16 protein-coding genes are annotated in these 16857 nt (G+C 43.4%); 6 read left to right on the top strand and 10 right to left on the bottom strand.

Translation table 11 applies throughout. The annotated features are described in order from the left end of the window. Positions 1-8 precede the first annotated feature (8 nt). From xthA to dinG, 5 genes are all read right to left on the bottom strand, one after another. A complete protein-coding gene (gene xthA, locus ACTS60_RS17280; RefSeq protein ID WP_440889258.1) occupies positions 9-815 on the bottom strand; it encodes an exodeoxyribonuclease III in 807 nt (268 codons plus the stop codon). 116 nt (positions 816-931) lie between these two features. Continuing rightward, positions 932-1096, bottom strand: a complete 165-nt coding sequence (rsmS, locus tag ACTS60_RS17275; protein ID WP_038887825.1) for a pleiotropic regulatory protein RsmS — start codon at positions 1094-1096, stop codon at positions 932-934. After that, positions 1096-1641: a primosomal replication protein gene (locus ACTS60_RS17270; protein ID WP_182025699.1), complete on the bottom strand. Its 546-nt coding sequence runs from the start codon at positions 1639-1641 to the stop codon at positions 1096-1098. The genes rsmS and ACTS60_RS17270 overlap by 1 nt, the downstream gene beginning before the upstream one ends. Next, positions 1638-2423, bottom strand: coding sequence for a sulfite exporter TauE/SafE family protein (locus tag ACTS60_RS17265; protein WP_440889257.1), 786 nt, complete (start codon positions 2421-2423; stop codon positions 1638-1640). The genes ACTS60_RS17270 and ACTS60_RS17265 overlap by 4 nt, the downstream gene beginning before the upstream one ends. A 14-nt stretch (positions 2424-2437) precedes the next feature. Further along, positions 2438-4513 (bottom strand): ATP-dependent DNA helicase DinG, encoded by a 2076-nt coding sequence (gene dinG, locus ACTS60_RS17260; RefSeq protein ID WP_440889256.1) that lies wholly within the window; start codon positions 4511-4513, stop codon positions 2438-2440. Positions 4514-5028: 515 nt separating this feature from the next. On the opposite strand from dinG, the gene ACTS60_RS17255 reads away from it, so the two are divergent. Together ACTS60_RS17255 and ACTS60_RS17250 are read left to right on the top strand one after the other, a co-directional pair. Then, positions 5029-6060, top strand: coding sequence for a porin (locus ACTS60_RS17255; protein WP_440889255.1), 1032 nt, complete (start codon positions 5029-5031; stop codon positions 6058-6060). Positions 6061-6135: 75 nt separating this feature from the next. Continuing rightward, positions 6136-6813, top strand: a complete 678-nt coding sequence (locus ACTS60_RS17250) for a DUF2057 family protein (RefSeq protein ID WP_440889254.1) — start codon at positions 6136-6138, stop codon at positions 6811-6813. Positions 6814-6883: 70 nt separating this feature from the next. On the opposite strand, the gene ACTS60_RS17245 is transcribed toward ACTS60_RS17250, so the two are convergent. After that, a complete protein-coding gene (locus ACTS60_RS17245) occupies positions 6884-7588 on the bottom strand; it encodes a pseudouridine synthase (protein ID WP_440889253.1) in 705 nt (234 codons plus the stop codon). Between the two features lie 371 nt (positions 7589-7959). Between ACTS60_RS17245 and ACTS60_RS17240 the strand changes: the two genes are divergently transcribed. After that, entirely contained in the window at positions 7960-10185 is a 2226-nt protein-coding gene (locus tag ACTS60_RS17240) for an NADP-dependent isocitrate dehydrogenase (RefSeq protein ID WP_440889252.1), read from the top strand. A 148-nt stretch (positions 10186-10333) separates the two neighbouring features. On the opposite strand, the gene cspD is transcribed toward ACTS60_RS17240, so the two are convergent. Next, on the bottom strand, positions 10334-10552 hold the full coding sequence (cspD, locus tag ACTS60_RS17235) for a cold shock domain-containing protein CspD (protein ID WP_010447207.1): 219 nt from the start codon (positions 10550-10552) through the stop codon (positions 10334-10336). Positions 10553-11251: 699 nt separating this feature from the next. Between cspD and clpS the strand changes: the two genes are divergently transcribed. From clpS to ACTS60_RS17220, 3 genes are all read left to right on the top strand, one after another. Next, the gene (gene clpS / locus ACTS60_RS17230) at positions 11252-11572 is read left to right on the top strand and encodes an ATP-dependent Clp protease adapter ClpS (protein WP_010447208.1); all 321 of its coding nucleotides are present in this window, start codon (positions 11252-11254) and stop codon (positions 11570-11572) included. A gap of 48 nt (positions 11573-11620) precedes the next feature. Further along, complete coding sequence (clpA, locus tag ACTS60_RS17225) at positions 11621-13891, top strand: ATP-dependent Clp protease ATP-binding subunit ClpA (protein ID WP_440889251.1); 2271 nt, start codon at positions 11621-11623, stop codon at positions 13889-13891. Between the two features lie 129 nt (positions 13892-14020). Beyond that, positions 14021-15058, top strand: coding sequence for a serine hydrolase domain-containing protein (locus tag ACTS60_RS17220; RefSeq protein WP_440889250.1), 1038 nt, complete (start codon positions 14021-14023; stop codon positions 15056-15058). Between the two features lie 59 nt (positions 15059-15117). Here the strand turns inward: ACTS60_RS17220 and infA are convergent, their stop codons facing one another. The 3 genes from infA to aat all read right to left on the bottom strand — a co-directional run bounded on the left by infA (position 15118) and on the right by aat (position 16825). Next, positions 15118-15336, bottom strand: coding sequence for a translation initiation factor IF-1 (gene infA, locus ACTS60_RS17215; protein ID WP_001040192.1), 219 nt, complete (start codon positions 15334-15336; stop codon positions 15118-15120). An 80-nt stretch (positions 15337-15416) separates the two neighbouring features. Continuing rightward, positions 15417-16118 carry an arginyltransferase gene (locus ACTS60_RS17210; RefSeq protein ID WP_440889249.1) on the bottom strand — a complete coding sequence of 234 codons (702 nt, stop codon included), beginning with the start codon at positions 16116-16118 and terminating at the stop codon, positions 15417-15419. Continuing rightward, positions 16115-16825 carry a leucyl/phenylalanyl-tRNA--protein transferase gene (aat, locus tag ACTS60_RS17205; protein ID WP_440889248.1) on the bottom strand — a complete coding sequence of 237 codons (711 nt, stop codon included), beginning with the start codon at positions 16823-16825 and terminating at the stop codon, positions 16115-16117. Before aat ends, ACTS60_RS17210 begins: the two co-directional genes overlap by 4 nt. Between the last annotated feature and the right edge of the window lie 32 nt (positions 16826-16857).

Genomic DNA, 16857 nt, shown 5'->3' with positions numbered 1-16857 from the left:
TGATTCGGCTATTTGAAAGTCGACCAAATTGGGGCGTGGTCAGAAGGTTTTTCAATACCACGTAGTTCGTAGTCAATGTCCGACTCAACACATTTTTGCGCTAGCGATGGTGTTGCCAGGATAACGTCAATGCGAAGCCCTCGGTTGTCATCGAAACCACGTGAGCGGTAATCAAACCACGAGAAACGGTCATCGACTTCTGGGTGTAAGTTGCGGAAAGTATCCTCGAAGCCCCAATCTAATAACGTTTGCAACCATTCACGTTCTTCTGGTTGGAAAGAACATTTACCTGTCTTCAACCAACGTTTACGGTTTGGTTCGCCAATGCCGATATCTGAGTCAATAGGGCTGATGTTAATGTCACCCATGACAATCAGTTGTTCATCGTTAGTGTGGTGATCGTTCAGGTAAGTCATCAAGTCTTTGTAGAACTGACGCTTATATGGGTATTTGGTTTCGTGAGCAATGTTATCGCCTTGAGGGAAGTAACCATTTAGAACCGTTACCTTCTCACCATTATCATCTTCAAATGTCGCCATGATCATGCGCTTTTGGTGTTCTTCATTATCAGTTGGGAAACCTTTTTGAATGCTGATTGGTTCTTGTTTACAGAGCATTGCCACACCGTAGTGGGCCTTTTGGCCGTGAAAGTAAACTTTGTATCCCATTGCTTCGACATCTTCGATAGGGAATGCTTCGTCGTGTACTTTGATTTCTTGAAGACCAATCACATCTGGTTGGTGTTTGTCGATAAGCGCTTGGAGTTGATGCAGACGCGCACGAAGTCCATTGATGTTAAAGCTAATTACTTTCATTTTTTATCCTTCTCAAGGGGGCGTGTTTGCGTATGATGTTACCATTGCAAAAGGAAGGTGCAAATGGTTCTCATGTAAGGGAATAGAGTAGAAAGATATGGTTAAATGGCGAGTTGCTACTGTGCCTTAAGTTTGTTCTCTAGATCACTTTGCACGATCTTTAGCGCTTTAAGTGCAGTCTCAGGATCGATCTCGTTGGTTTCTAGCAGGTAAATCAAATCGACAGCGAGTTTGATCTCTGCTGGCGCGTCATCAAGAGGGGATTTTGGTTGTTCAGGCATTACTGGTTTTTTTCCCTATGAGTAATTTGGTTTTCCAATTTAAGAAGTGCAGCTTCGCAACGTTGTAGTCGTTGTTCTGTTGCTAATAGGACTTTCTGAGCTTCAGCCCTTGCAAAGCTTGGTGCCATTTCGACGGCCCGTTCTTTTTCTAATACCATTTCGCGTAAACGACGAGCCCATTCTTGGTGCTGAGCCAGTTCTTGGTAGAGAACGTTAATTGGTTTTCTGAAATGGCTGCTGTGTTTGATTTCACCTTTACGGATTTTGGTCGTAGAAATTTCGCGTTGAATAGCTGTTATTTGAGCGACAAGTCTTTCGGTCAGGTACTCTGCACGAAGTGCTGTGAGCTTTTCTTCTTTCTGTTCACGGACAATAGAATCAAGTGTTGCAGTTGCTTCTTTAACACAAGGAACCAATAACCGAGAACGGCAGTGGAACAAACGTTCATCAAAGAGAGGGACATGATGTTCACCGCGTTGGCGATCAAGTGCCGCTGCTTGGTTAGACATCTGTTCTAAGCTTTCAGAAAGTTGCTTAATGTTCATGTTAATCCCACAAACCACGCGTCATAGGCAAGTTTTATCGCCAACACACTGACCACAGTGACAAACACTGGGCGAATGAATTTGGAGCCAAACCGAATAGCGGAATGTGCGCCAACAAAAGCGCCAGCCATTAAACAGACTCCCATGGTTAAGCCTAGCACCCAGTTGATATGACCTAAAACAGCAAAAGTGATGAGAGAAGTAAAGTTGCTGGTGAAGTTCATTGCTTTTGCTAGGCCTGACGCAAGCAAGATGTTCAATCGATAAAGTGCCATCGAGCTTACTGTCCAAAAAGCACCAGTTCCCGGACCGGCGAGACCATCATAGAACCCGATTGTAAAACCTTGCATATATTGCTTTTTATGAAGCATTGGGCAGGGTTCAGGAGTTGGACTTTGATGTGTAGGCTGAGGCGTTTTATGGAACACGGTATACATAGCGGCCGCAAGAATAATAAGAGGTAAAACCTTCTCTAACCATTCTGTACTAATCGCATCGACAAACAGAGTTCCTAATGTTGCACCGATGAGTGTTGCTACAAACGCTCGTCCCCAACACTGTGGCTTGAACAAGCGCTTCTTGTAGTAAGTAAATGCGGCAGTGGAAGAAGCAAATGATGCGGCTAACTTGTTAGTGCCCAATGCGATGTGAGGCGGGAGGCCTAGTGATAGCAAAGCGGGCACAGTAAGCATACCACCACCACCGGCTACGGCATCAATAAATCCAGCAACAAAAGCGACGAGCGCCAACACCAACAGCATGGTTGGCTCAATCATTTCCATAAATAGTTATTCTTCTAATATTCGATCTTGCGTTTAAACGGCGGAAGCGAGTCAATTAAAGCTTGCCCGTAGCGTTTTGTTACTAAGCGTCTATCAAGGATGGTCACTCTACCAGAATCACGTTCTTTGCGCAGTAAACGACCGACACTTTGAATCAGCTTTTTGCTCGCATCAGGCACGGTGATCTGCATAAACGGATTCCCTCCTTTCTTTTCTATGTATTCCGAGTGTGCCTGCTCTACCGGAGAAGTAGGCACACCAAATGGAATCTTAGTGATGATGAGGTTTTCTAGTAACTCTCCCGGTAAATCAAGACCTTCCGAGAAGCTTCCTGTACCAAAAAGAATGCTGGTTTTCTGCTGATCTACGAGCTTTTTATGTTTTTTTAGAATTTCTGCGCGTGAACTTTCGCCTTGAACTTGTAGTGCCCAGCCTCGTTTTATGAAGTCTGAACTTAACGCATCCGCCACTTGGTTCATTTGCCAATAAGAGGAGAATAATACTAAGTTTGCTTTGTTGTCTTCTAAATACTTAGGCAAAATTTCAATAAGATATTCGGTAAATTGCGGTGCTTGAGGTTCGTACCTCATTGCTGGAATCAAAAGCTCGGCTTGGTTTTGATAGTCAAACGGAGAAGCCAATGCTAAGAACTGAGTGCCTGACTCAGGTTTCGCATCGACACCAACTTGATGACAGAAATAATTGAACGAGTTTAGCGCGCGCATTGTCGCAGAGACGAGGACTGCACCAATACAGCGGCTCCAAATTTGTTGATCGAGTTGCCAGCCAATTTCTAGCGGAGATACACTCACAATGTAATCGCCTTCTCGGTCTGGGTGTTTTTCCAGCCATCGAGCCAGAGGGGCTCCTTTGTCACGGGTAGGCTCTGCCATCAGATTCCACACCTGCGCAAGGTTTTCCAGGCGCTGAATGTAAAAACCTAATTCCGCGAGGGCTGGTTCTGCCAGTCGTGATGAAAGTTCACCATCTTTAACTCTTTCAGCAATAAGATCGGCGATCTTCGCTACACTTTGGTTTGCTTTTTTACTGAGTTGTTTGAGGTCTTTAGATTGGTTTTCTAACCACTCTGGCAGCTCACCATGTTCAAAGCGATAAATGTTCTCTTCAAACTGTGCAGGGTCGAACTGTTTGGTTAGGTGGCTCAGTGCAGGGATGAGCTCTTGCACCGATTCCTGCAAATCATTGCGAAAACGCGCAACACGTTTCTCGTCTGCTAAAGATGAAAACTTACTGGTCGATTGATTGAGCTTCTCTAGCCAAGCTGCTGCACCTTTCAAACTTGCAGACGCAGATGCATGATCGCGTGCAACATGTGGAAGGTGATGGGCTTCATCAAATACATAGATCGTGTTCTCTGGCTCAGGAAGAATCACGCCACCGCCTAAGTCTGCATCCGCCATAACTAAAGAATGGTTCGCAATGATGACGTCATTCTTGTCTAACTCTGATCGAGCTTTCTGAAAAGGGCAGTTGCGATGAGCTGGCAAGCTGTTATTACAGCTGTGCTTATCACTTACGATAAGCTGCCATATATGGTCATCAATTGGTTTCGGCCAAGAATCACGGTCACCATCCCACTTACCTTGAGCAAGAGAACGGTACATGGTCTCTAGAAGCTCGATATCTTTCTTTTTTGGTTTTGTCTCAAACATCGCGAGCTGACCGCCATCAACACCGCTAGCGGTAGCAAGCTTCTCTGCACAGCAGTAGCGTTGGCGTCCTTTAGCCAAAATAAAGGAAAACTCTCGGTCTGTAATACGACGGAAAAGGGGCAAGTCCTTGTTTACCAACTGCTCTTGTAAAGCAACAGTAGCTGTCGATATCACAACTTTACGGTTGTTATATACCGCAACGGGGATTGCAGCCATTAAGTAAGATAAAGATTTTCCGATCCCTGTACCAGCTTCAGCAATCAGCATACGATTTGACTTGTGGTACTGCCCGCATAGCGTTTTTGCAATCTCAGCAACCAGGTAATTTTGTGCTCGACGTGGAACAAAGTTGTCCAGTTGAGCTTGTAAGTTCTGATAGCTGGTTCTAATCGATTTTTGAATGTTACTGGTTAGCATACGGGCCTCAAATGCGTTGGTGGCGCATAGTAGCACACTTCACTAGCTGTACAGTAGTTCACAAAATTGAATGCTTTTGTATGGAATGTAGATCTTGTTCACAAAAAAATATTGAACCTAATTTAAATGAAAATAATTTCATGGTGTAAAATATATAAAGCTTCAAAAATACCATATTCATAGTTTTTAATTCTAAATGTAATCTTTTTTTTCTTTCTTTGTAGTTATTTTTGCTGATTATTAATGAGGTTATAAATTAATAAAAATCAAGTCGATTGTTTAGAAGTTCATCGAATAATTTAAATGTAAAATGTCAAATCATTGTTTATTAAGGTTATTTTTGTTTTTTGATATGAATTTTTAGAAAATTTGACAGGCAGAATAATCTTTTGCACTCTAGTGCCCAGATTTTGCAGACCAATCATTGTTACGTTTCGATAACAAGCGGTTTCAAAAATATAAAAAAGGGAATCGGACAAGGATATCCCAAACTAAGAAAAGGCAGTGGATTAATTATGAAAAAGACTCTATTAGCTCTAGCTGTAGTTGCGTCTGCAACTTCAGTAAATGCAGCAGAAGTATACAAAGCAGAAGGTGGTTCTGTAGATTTTTACGGTCAACTACGTCCAACTCTTCTGTTCCTAGACAAAACAGATCACACCGCTGAGCTAAACACTAGCTCTTCACGTATGGGTGTTAACGGCGTTTACGTTGTAAACGACAGCCTAAAAGTTCTAGGTGAAGTTGAACTAGGTGTAGGTCTAGGTGACAACTACGGCGCTGAAGAAAACTCAAGCGAACGTACAGACGATACAGTATACGTTCGTCGTCACATCATCGGCTTTGACATGGGTGAAATGGGTACTATCCGCTTTGGTAAAGAAGGTACTTTCGCGGATGACGTTTACGGTGCTGATTACTCATACTTCTTCGGCGGCTCTGCACTTCTTTACGGACACGCTTGGAACAACTCTTCTCAAATCAAATACGCATTCGAAAACGATGCATTCTGGCTAAAAGCGGGTTACGCTCTTGGTGAGAACGACAAGAACGAAGAAGTTCGCGAAGTATTTGTAGGTAAGTCTTTCGGTGACCTATCTATGCACGCGGGCGTTCTATCTTCTGAGAACAAGATCGCTAAAAAAGGTAACAACAGCGAAAACCTATCTTTCGAAGTAACTGCTGAGTACGCTCTAGGTGAACACACTCTAGGTGCGACTTACTACTACAACGAGAACGACGACAAAGCTGCAAGCGAAACAATCGACTCTCACGGTCTATCTCTAGCAGGTATGTTCGCAGTTGCTCCTAAAACAACTCTTTACTCTGGTTACGAGCTAGTAGCATCTTCTTCTGACAAAGCTGGTAAGAAAGACGGCGACCAGTCTAAGTTCTACGCTGGTGTTGAATACAAGTTCTCTAAATGGGCTCGCGTATTCGCTGAAGCTGGCTACAACTTCGATGGTGATAAGCTAGAAGCTGGTAAAGCGACTGTGGCAACAGATTCTAAGACTGACTTCGGTGTTGGTGCACGTTTCTACTGGTAATCAAAACCCAGTTTGATATTGTAAGACCCAGCCTAGTGCTGGGTCTTTTTTATTGAAGATAAGGAATATAAGTCTATGCAGTTATCACTCAAAGCAGCAATGGTATTGTCTTTGTTTGCAAGTGCAAACTTGTACGCTGCGACAACTCTGGTAGTGCCTGAGGATGTGAAATTATTGTCTGTAAATATGGAGAAGCCAAAGTTAGAGGGCGGCTTATTTTCAGATGAGAAAACGATGGAGATCCCGGACGGAACAAACCAGATTGTTTTCAAATATCAGCCAGAGTTTGAAATCGGTGATGACATCAAAGGCGTTTATGGTGACGTCATCATTGCCAAATTCGATGCAACAGGTGAAGAGCTAACGTTCGAGTTACCTAAATTTAAAACTTATCGCCAAGCACAAACAAGCATTTCGCCTTTGGCGTGGCAGTTGCTTGATTCTAAAGGGCAGCCAATTGATTTGGTTGAAGACGTATTAGAATCTGATGGCGTTCAAATCGGTCGTAACTACCCTCAAGAGGCTCGTAATTATAATATTGCTGGTGGTCTTGCTAGTGTAGCGGTTACTTATGTGACGGTTAACCAACACCAACAAGCGGTAAGCGAAATAGAGCCTAAAGCTCATGAGATTAAGAGCAGCCAAGAATCCACCGCTCAAGACAGCCAAATGGTCGATTTGTTAAAAACGATGTATAACAAAGCAACTCCGCAAGAAAAAGAAACATTTAAGAAGTGGGTCGCTCAACAATAGTCGTTATTTCTGGTAGTAAAAACTAAAAAAGCAGGCCAATGCCTGCTTTTATGTTTTTTGATGTTTAAAGCTAGAGCTTGATTTCTTTCCACTCTCCGGGCGTTAAATCATTAAGCTGTATATCGCCCATTGAGTAACGAATTAAACGCAGCGTTGGGAAACCGATATGCGCTGTCATACGCCTAATTTGACGGTTTCGACCCTCAATGATGGTAATGGCTAACCAAGTTGTAGGGATATTTGCCCTAAACCGAACGGGTGGGGTTCTGTCCCAGATCGTTGGTTCAGGCATCACTTCAACTTTTGCTGGTAATGTTATGCCGTCTTTCAGTTCAACTCCCTTTCGTAACTTCTCTAAGTCTTCTTCTTGAGGCGCACCATCTACTTGTACCCAATAAGTTTTTGGTGATTTTGATTGAGGCTGCGTCAACTTAGCCTGCAAGATGCCATCGTTTGTTAGCACCATAAGACCTTCACTGTCTCTATCTAATCGCCCTGCAGCGTATACGTCTTTTACTGGGATGTAATCCGCTAGGGTTTTGCGACCATCCCCATCAGTAAACTGGCTTAACGTGTCATATGGCTTGTTGAAGATAATCACTTTACGATCTTCAGGTGCAATCCGTGGCTTCGCAGGTTTTGAGGAGCGGGTGGTGCGGCCTGGCCTATTTTTAGCTGGTCCATTCGAATAGTTTGGCTTATTTGAGCGTTTAAAATGGCTTGATTTAGATTGGTTGCTGCGGCGACCTTTCTCATGACCCGTGCGAGATGACATGTTAACTACCTTGCAAAAATGTAAATGAACTGTGTTTGAAAGTTTTAAGTTTTCTTCCGATCGGCTATCATTTGCGCGCCTAAAACTAACAAAAGCGCACAGAATAATAGACTATTTGGTGTTATTTGTTTAATGATATAGCCAAGTTGCTTTTAGGGCAGTATTTCTACATAAGCACAGCATAAAAGTAAACTTGGCACAAAGTGCACTCATGGATAGAGAGCCATAGAGCTTCAAACTATAAAAAAGAGTGCAAACCGCATGTCGCGTTGGTGAGGAGAAATGCACTACTAACGTTTAGCAATGCGTCAATTCAACGAACTCAGTTGCTGAGTTGTTCAGCTTAGTTGAGTAAAAAATAGGGAAATTTCATGCCTACAGAAAAACCTACAATTATCTACACAATCACTGATGAAGCCCCGGCGTTAGCAACCTATTCATTACTACCAATCATTCAATCGTTCACTGCATCGTCTGGCATTAATGTAGATACACGTGATATTTCGTTAGCGGGTCGCATCATCGCTAACTTCCCAGAGCATTTAAAAGAAGAGCAACGTATTGGTGACGCGTTAGCAGAACTTGGCGAGTTGGCTAAAACACCGGAAGCAAACATCATTAAGCTTCCAAATATTTCAGCGTCCATCCCACAGTTAAAAGCCGCTATTAAAGAGCTACAAGCAAAAGGCTACGAGCTGCCAAACTACCCAGAAGAACCGAGTACGTACGAAGAAAAAGCCATCAAAGCGACTTACGACAAGATCAAAGGTAGTGCGGTTAACCCAGTTCTACGTGAAGGTAACTCAGACCGTCGTGCGCCTCTTTCAGTGAAGAACTATGCAAAGAAAAACCCACATTCAATGGGCGCGTGGTCAGCTGGTTCTCAATCTCACGTTTCAAGTATGACTGACAACGATTTCTTCGGTAGCGAAAAGTCGACAACGGTTTCTGGTGCGACTGACGTTAAAATTGAATTCGTATCTGCGAATGGTGCAGTGAAAGAGCTAAAAGCGGCTTTTCCTCTGCAAGATAAAGAAGTGATCGATTGTTCGGTAATGAACAAGAAAGCGCTTGTCGAGTTCTTTGAAAAAGAAATTGCAGAAGCAAAACAGCAAGACGTCCTGCTTTCTCTACATATGAAAGCGACCATGATGAAGGTGTCGGATCCGGTTATCTTCGGTCACGCGGTTAAGGTTTACTACAAAGACGTATTCGCGAAATACGGCAAGCTATTCGAAGAGCTAGGCGTTGATGTGAACAACGGTATCGGGGACGTGTACGCGAAGATTGAAGCGCTACCTGCTGAACAAAAAGCAGAAATCGAAGCAACTATTCTTGCGGTATATGAAACACAACCAGCACTAGCCATGGTGGATTCTGATCGCGGCATTACTAACCTACATGTACCAAGCGATATTATCGTTGATGCATCTATGCCAGCAATGCTTCGTGCGTCTGGTCAAATGTGGGGACCAGATGGTAAACAGAAAGATACCAAAGCAATGATCCCAGATCGTAGCTACGCGGGTATTTACCAAGCGGTTATCGATTTCTGTAAAGAGCACGGCGCATTTGATCCAACAACAATGGGTAGCGTACCGAACGTAGGTTTAATGGCTCAGAAGGCTGAAGAATACGGTTCACACGATAAAACCTTCATTCTAGATGCAGCAGGTACTGTACGTGTTGTAGATGCTTCTGGCGCAGTTCTTCTTGAGCAAGCAGTAGAAGAGGGCGACATCTTCCGTATGTGTCAGGTAAAAGACGCTCCGATTCAAGATTGGGTGAAACTTGCAGTCACTCGTGCTCGAGCGACTGGTGTTCCTGCCGTATTTTGGCTAGATGAAAACCGTGCACATGATGCAGAACTCATCAAAAAAGTGAATGCGTACCTACCAGATCATGATACATCAGGCCTAGAGATCAAGATCCTAGCTCCAATTGATGCGTGTAAGTTCTCTCTAGAACGTATTAAAGAAGGTCTAGATACGATCTCGGTAACAGGTAACGTGCTTCGTGACTATCTAACTGATTTGTTCCCAATCTTAGAGCTAGGTACATCAGCGAAGATGCTGTCTATCGTTCCACTTATGAATGGTGGCGGCCTATTCGAAACAGGAGCGGGCGGCTCAGCTCCTAAACACGTTCAACAGGTAGAGAAAGAGAACCACCTACGTTGGGATTCTCTAGGTGAGTTCCTTGCACTTGCTGCATCTCTAGAGCATTTAAGTACAGTTACTGGCAATGCAAAAGCTCAAGTTCTCGCCGATGCACTTGATAAAGCGACAGGTGAGTTCCTCGATGAAAACAAATCACCGTCTCGTAAGGTCGGTGAGTTAGATAACCGCGGTAGCCATTACTACTTGGCATCGTACTGGGCGAAAGCATTGGCTGAGCAAACAGTGGATGCCGATCTTGCAGCTGAATTTGCACCAATAGCAAAAGTGTTGCTAGAGCAAGAAGAAGCGATTGTTTCTGAGCTAAACAACGCTCAGGGTGTGAAAGGTGAGTTAGGTGGTTACTACTCTCTAGATGATACTCTAGCATCAGCATTGATGCGTCCAAGCGCAACGTTGAACGCTATCATTAATAAGTAATTATGTACGCGCTACTTCGGTAGCGTGTGTCCAAGACCGATAGAAACAATAAACCCGCTTTAAGCGGGTTTATTTTTCTCTTCATAAAAGCAGTTGATATTTTGCTTCGATGAGAGCAAATGGTTTGTCTTTCCGACAGCGCTCTATCTTATTTGGCTAGGTCTTCTATTGGCACTACGCTACTTGCGTGTGAACCTTTTGGACCTTTTTCAACCTCGTATGAGACTTGTTGGCCTGCTTTCAGTGTACGATAACCGTCCATTTGGATAGTTGAGTAGTGGGCGAATATATCCCCTTCTTCTTGATCCGAACAGATAAACCCAAATCCTTTGGCATTGTTAAACCACTTTACTGTACCTGTAGCCATGCGTTTACATCCCTCATGCATTTTTTACTGATGTTGTTACTTCACTTTGGCCATACCTTTAGCCAAAGTACTTCTTTTAGCAATAATGCTAATACACGTCATTGTTGCGCAGACTTTCATCAAAGCAGCAAGCTTCCCGCTACCACTCTAATGAAAAAATATGCATCAACACATTCCACTGTAGTCAAAGAGGTGTGACAGTCAATAGCAAACGCGTACAAAAAAACACATATTTGAAAACAAATCACTTTTGAGATTACAAGTTTGCAATGTTTTTTTGTCAGTATAATCTGAGATTTAGTGCATAGGTCTATAAACACTACGAATGGCAATAAAAGATACCATTGGTAGGAGGTATATTAGAAAGATGTGCGGTAAGAGTTCAAACTGCATAAATAGTGAAAATACGAAGCGGGCAGTGATGTAAATGTGATCTCCATCTTTTGCTGAAGGTTTTCGCCGGAAGTCTGCGATGAAGCGGCACTCAGTTGCCTTTTCATAACCGGCATTTGTCCGGATCAGAAATCTTTTATTTGCAGCGAATGAACAGGTGGATTAGGCTCTATGTAAGAGAAAAATTTTATCAATCAAAGTACATTTAGGTGCCTTATCTCACTACACCGAACGGCATGCTTATGGTAGTCTGTTGATAAGCAGGTAAAACCATCAACCCTTTGATACGATAACTTTTAGATAGCCATGAGTAAAAATTTTGAATGGGTAACTCCAGACTCCGATCTTCTGGAGAAAGAAAGTACAAAAATTCAGCCTCCTAAGCTGTATAACGTTGTACTAAATAATGATGATTATACCCCTATGGATTTCGTCATAGAGATACTTGAGCGTTTCTTTTCACATGATATCGACAAAGCAACACAAATTATGCTCAAGGTTCACTATGAAGGAAAGGCAGTCTGCGGAACATTTAGCGCAGAGATTGCCGAAACTAAAGTAGCGCAAGTGACGATGTACTCAAGGGAAAATGAGCATCCGCTACTATGTACTATGGAGCAAGCGTAATAAGAAGACTTGCTCGAGCAACCCAAGTTGTTCTTTCGGGAGGTACTTATGCTAAATAAAGAACTAGAGTCAAGCCTTAACGGTGCATTTGCTCGTGCACGTGACAAACGCCACGAGTTTATGACTGTCGAACACCTCCTACTGGCATTGTTGGAAAATGATGCAGCTAAGGAAGCCCTTGTAGCCTGTAAAGCTGATCTTGAAGCGCTTAGAAATGAGCTGGATATCTTCATTGATCAAACAACTCCCCTTATTCCTGAGAGTGACGAGACTCGAGAAACGCAGCCGACATTAAGTTTCCAGCGCGTGCTTCAACGTGCCGTTTTCCATGTGCAGTCGTCTGGACGAAGTGAAGTGACCGGGGCAAACGTCCTTGTCGCCATTTTCAGTGAGCAAGAGTCTCATGCCGCTTATCTACTTAAGAAAAACGATATTTCTCGTTTAGATATCGTTAATTTCATTTCTCATGGTATTACCAAAGCTTCTGGTGCGAATGAAGACTCTTCATCCCCTGATTCTTTTGGCTCAGAGAGCGTTGAAGAAACCAACCCTGAAGAGCGACTTGAAAGCTTTGCAACTAACCTGAATCAAGTTGCGAAAGCAGGTAATATCGATCCACTGATTGGTCGTGATAAAGAGCTAGAGCGCACGATCCAAGTGCTGTGCCGTCGTCGCAAAAACAACCCATTACTCGTAGGCGAAGCTGGTGTGGGTAAAACAGCAATTGCAGAAGGCCTAGCGTGGAGAATTGTTGAAGGCCAAGTGCCTGAAGTGATTCAGAACAGCGTGATTTACTCTCTGGATATTGGCTCTTTACTTGCGGGTACCAAATATCGTGGTGATTTCGAAAAACGCTTCAAATCGATTCTGAAGCAGCTTGAGAAAGAAGACGATGCCATTCTATTTATTGATGAAATTCATACTATCATCGGTGCGGGTGCGGCTTCTGGCGGTCAAGTCGATGCTGCTAACCTGATCAAGCCTCTACTTAGTAGTGGTAAGCTGCGTTGTATCGGTTCAACGACGTACCAAGAGTACAGCAACATTTTTGAGAAAGAGCGCGCTTTGTCTCGTCGTTTCCAAAAGATCGATGTAGTAGAGCCTTCTTTGGATGATACGACGAAGATCTTGATTGGTCTGAAACCTAAGTACGAAGCTCACCATGAAGTGCGTTACACCAACAAAGCGTTGCGTGCTGCAGTAGAGTTATCGGCGAAATACATCAACGAACGCCATCTACCAGACAAAGCTATCGACGTGATCGATGAAGCGGGCGCTCGCAGCCGTCTAGCACCAGCAAGTCGCCGTAAGAAAACTGTTGGCGTGGCAGATATCGAATCGATGGTTGCTAAGATGGCGCGTATTCCGGAAAAATCAGTGTCGTCTTCTGATAAAGATATTCTGAAGAATCTTGATGACAAGATGAAGATGTTGGTATTCGGTCAAGACAACGCGATTGATGCACTCTCTGAAGCGATTAAACTGTCGCGTGCAGGGCTTGGTGTAGATAACAAGCCTGTAGGTTCATTCCTGTTTGCTGGTCCTACTGGTGTTGGTAAAACAGAAGTCACCGTTCAGCTTTCAAAACTACTTGGTATTGAACTACTGCGCTTTGATATGTCTGAGTACGGTGAGCGTCACTCAGTAAGCCGCTTGATTGGTGCGCCTCCTGGTTACGTAGGCTATGACCAAGGTGGTCTGTTGACCGATGCTGTGCTTAAGCACCCTCATTCAGTCGTTCTGCTTGATGAAATAGAAAAAGCGCACCCAGATATCTTTAACTTGCTACTTCAAGTGATGGATAACGGCACGCTGACAGATAACAACGGTCGTAAAGCAGACTTCCGTAATGTTATTCTTGTGATGACAACCAACGCAGGTGTGGCTGAAACTGAGAAAAAATCGATTGGTCTTATCCAACAAGATAACAGCCATGACGCGATGGCGGAAATTAAGAAAGTGTTCACTCCTGAATTCCGTAACCGTTTAGATAATATCATTTGGTTTAACAGCCTAGATGAAAGCGTGATTCATCAAGTGGTTGATAAGTTCATTGTCGAGCTACAAGTACAACTGGATGCTCGTGGTGTATCAATGGAAGTGTCACAAGATGCTCGTCATTGGTTAGCGCACAAGGGCTACGACAAAGCGATGGGAGCTCGTCCTATGGGGCGCGTCATCCAAGAGCAGCTTAAGAAACCTCTGGCGAATGAGCTTCTGTTTGGTTCATTGGTCGACGGTGGTACAGTGAAAGTGACGCTAGTGAAAGACGAGCTTAAGTTTGAGTATTTGAGCGAGAAAGAAGCTGCAGTTCACTAACATTATCAATTAGTTCCGATAAAAGCGTGCGACGAGTCGCACGCTTTTTTTTTATTTTTATAGCACGCTGACGTCGCAAACTAATTCTGCTTTAGTCATGGGTAGGATATAGGCTGGAGCGTCAATTCAATGAAACGACTATTAATAGTGCTGTGTTTGTTGTTGGTTGCGTGTGACAATGGTCATTTGTATATAGAGAAAAATACCGCAGTTTTTGAGCCTATAGTCGCTCGCATAGAACGAGGTAAAGCGGCAAACATCCATAGTTTGTTAGTCTGGCAGAATGATCGCTTAGTGCTCGAACTTTATCGAGAGGGAAGTGGGCGAGATGGTAATTACCAAACCGCTAACTTAGCCGTAGGTCGCGATGTTCTTCATAATGTTCACTCTGTCACCAAGTCGTTTGTTGCAACTCTCATTTTCATTGCTATTGACGAAGGTAAAATAGACAGTCTAGATGTGCCAATTTTTAGCTTTTTTCCTGAGTATCAAGCTCATGACCGTGACAAGAAACTGAGCATTACCATTCGAGATGTCATGAACATGTCTACTGGTTTCGCACTTGATGAATTAAGCTCTCCGTATAAGCAGGGCAATATTTTCGCTCGACATTACAACGCCAAAAACTTACGTGATCAGTTTGTTTCGACACCACTCTCTTTTGAACCTGGAACTCGATTTGCGTATAGCGGACTTTCCACCATCGGACTCTCCAAAGTAATAGAGAAAGTCTATGGAAAACCTTTTACCAAGGTAATGAAAGAGAAGTTATTTTCTCCACTTGGCATCGTCCAATATCAATGGCTAACTCAACTAGGAAGTGGTGAGGCCGGAGCGGATTGGGGCTTACGCTTAACCTCTAACGATATGGGTAAGTTTGGTCTTATGTGGTTGAATAAAGGCGTATACGAGGGTAAACGAGTCGTTGGTGAAGCGTGGTTTGATGAACTGAAATTGAGCCAATTCTCAGGCTATGAGATGGGCTACGGTCTGCATTTTTGGCAAGTATCAAATGTTAATAATGCGGTTGCAGCGGTAGGGATCGGTGAGCAATACATTATGATGCTACCAAGCAAAAAAGCGGTCATTGTAACGACAGCAGGTAACTACGATGTTAGTAACAGGCCCGTGTTACAACTCACGAAGGAGTTGGCTGAACTGCTTTAGCATTAACTAAAAAACGGAGCAATGAGCTCCGTTTTTTATTTGCATCCGAAAATCTATGATTAACGAGCGCGGAAGACGATGCGGCCTTTAGAAAGGTCGTATGGAGTCATCTCTACAGTTACTTTATCACCAGTAAGAATACGGATGTAGTTCTTACGCATCTTGCCAGAGATGTGTGCAGTCACAACGTGACCGTTTTCAAGTTCAACGCGGAACATAGTGTTTGGTAGAGTGTCAAGCACAGTGCCTTGCATCTCAATTACGTCTTCTTTAGCCATTTAATCCTCTTTAGAAATTAGGCGGTATTAGCGGACTAATATTGCCGCTAAACAGTAATTATGTAAAGTTGGGGCGTATTCTACCCTTGCCAAAGCTGATTTACTAGCCTTTGGTGTCGCTGAAAGCGAGTTTTGTAGTTCATTGCTGGACATTCATCGATCTGATAACCCAAATATAGCCAATGTTTACTCTGTTTTTGGCAGTATTCCAGCTGAAAAAGTACGGCTAATGTACCAAGAGACAAAGGAAAGTCAGGATCAAAGAAGGTGTAGAATGCACTTGCACAGTGTTCCATTATATCAGTAACCGCAACGGCTAATAAGCGATGACTCTCGTCATAAATATGGAGAAATCCTGTCGTTAACCATGTCGTTTGAGCAAATCGTGCGAACTCATCTTCTTTTGGCGGATACATCGTGCCATTTTTGTGCCTTTGGCAAATGTATTGGCTGTAGAGTTCAAACCAACCATCATCGAGTTCACTTTTCATTTCCCAATAAAACGCTTTGCCTTTCTTGAGCAGGCGTTTTTGACTTTTTGAGGCAACAAAATCAGGTACAGCGATACGAATAGGCTGGCAAGCATTACAGTTTTCACAATGAGGTTTATAAATCGTATCACCGCTACGACGGAACCCATTAGCCATTAAAACCTGATAATTCTGTTCGTTGTGTAAATTGGCATCAAGTGCAACAGCCACGCGCTCTTCCCGCTCAGGTAAGTAGCTGCATGGATGATTGTTCGTTAAACCGATACGAATTTGTTGAAGATCCGAGCTCATGATGCGGCGCCTTGAAGAATTTGTGGTTCGAATGTTCCTAGATTGATTTTCTTATCTCTTAAAGATAGTAGTTTTTGGATGAAGTCGTCACGTTCAAGTTCAAATGCGCCAAGTGATTTAAGGTGTGGATTCATTACCTGACAATCGATTAATTGACCGTGATTTGACGCCAAGTGTTCGCATAGATACCACAATGCAACCTTTGACGCGTTGTCTTTAAGACTGAACATAGACTCACCACAAAAGAGTTGCCCTACGCTGATGCCATATAACCCTCCAATGAGCTGGTCATCGTGCCATACTTCAACAGAGTGGCAATGACCTCGTTTGGCTAACTCAATATACGATGTTTGCATGTCTAGGTTAAGCCAAGTCTCTTCTGCGGAGCGAGTTGAGGAGCATAGCTGAATTACGCGTTCAGTTGCATTGTTTATTGTTACTTTATACTGTTGTTTTCGCTGAAACTTTTTTAAGCTTTTTGAAGGCCTAAATGTCAAAGGGTCAAAGACGGCGCGTGGCGACGGACTCCACCAAAGAATTGGCTCTCCTGGACCATACCAAGGGAAAATGCCGTGATAGTAGCCATTAAGAATACGATCAGGATTAAGGTCGCCACCAAATGCTAGCAAACCGTTTGGATCGCTTAGTGCTTCGTAAGGCGATGGAAAAGAAAGCGAATCACCAAGTTCAGTTAGATAAATAGCCATAAAGAAAAGATTACCAACATCAGAGCCTATAG

This window comes from Vibrio sp. WZ-1 (assembly GCF_052037695.1).
Taxonomy (GTDB): domain Bacteria; phylum Pseudomonadota; class Gammaproteobacteria; order Enterobacterales; family Vibrionaceae; genus Vibrio.
Note: the sequence above shows the minus strand (reverse complement) of the source record. Positions and strands in the feature narration are given on the sequence as shown.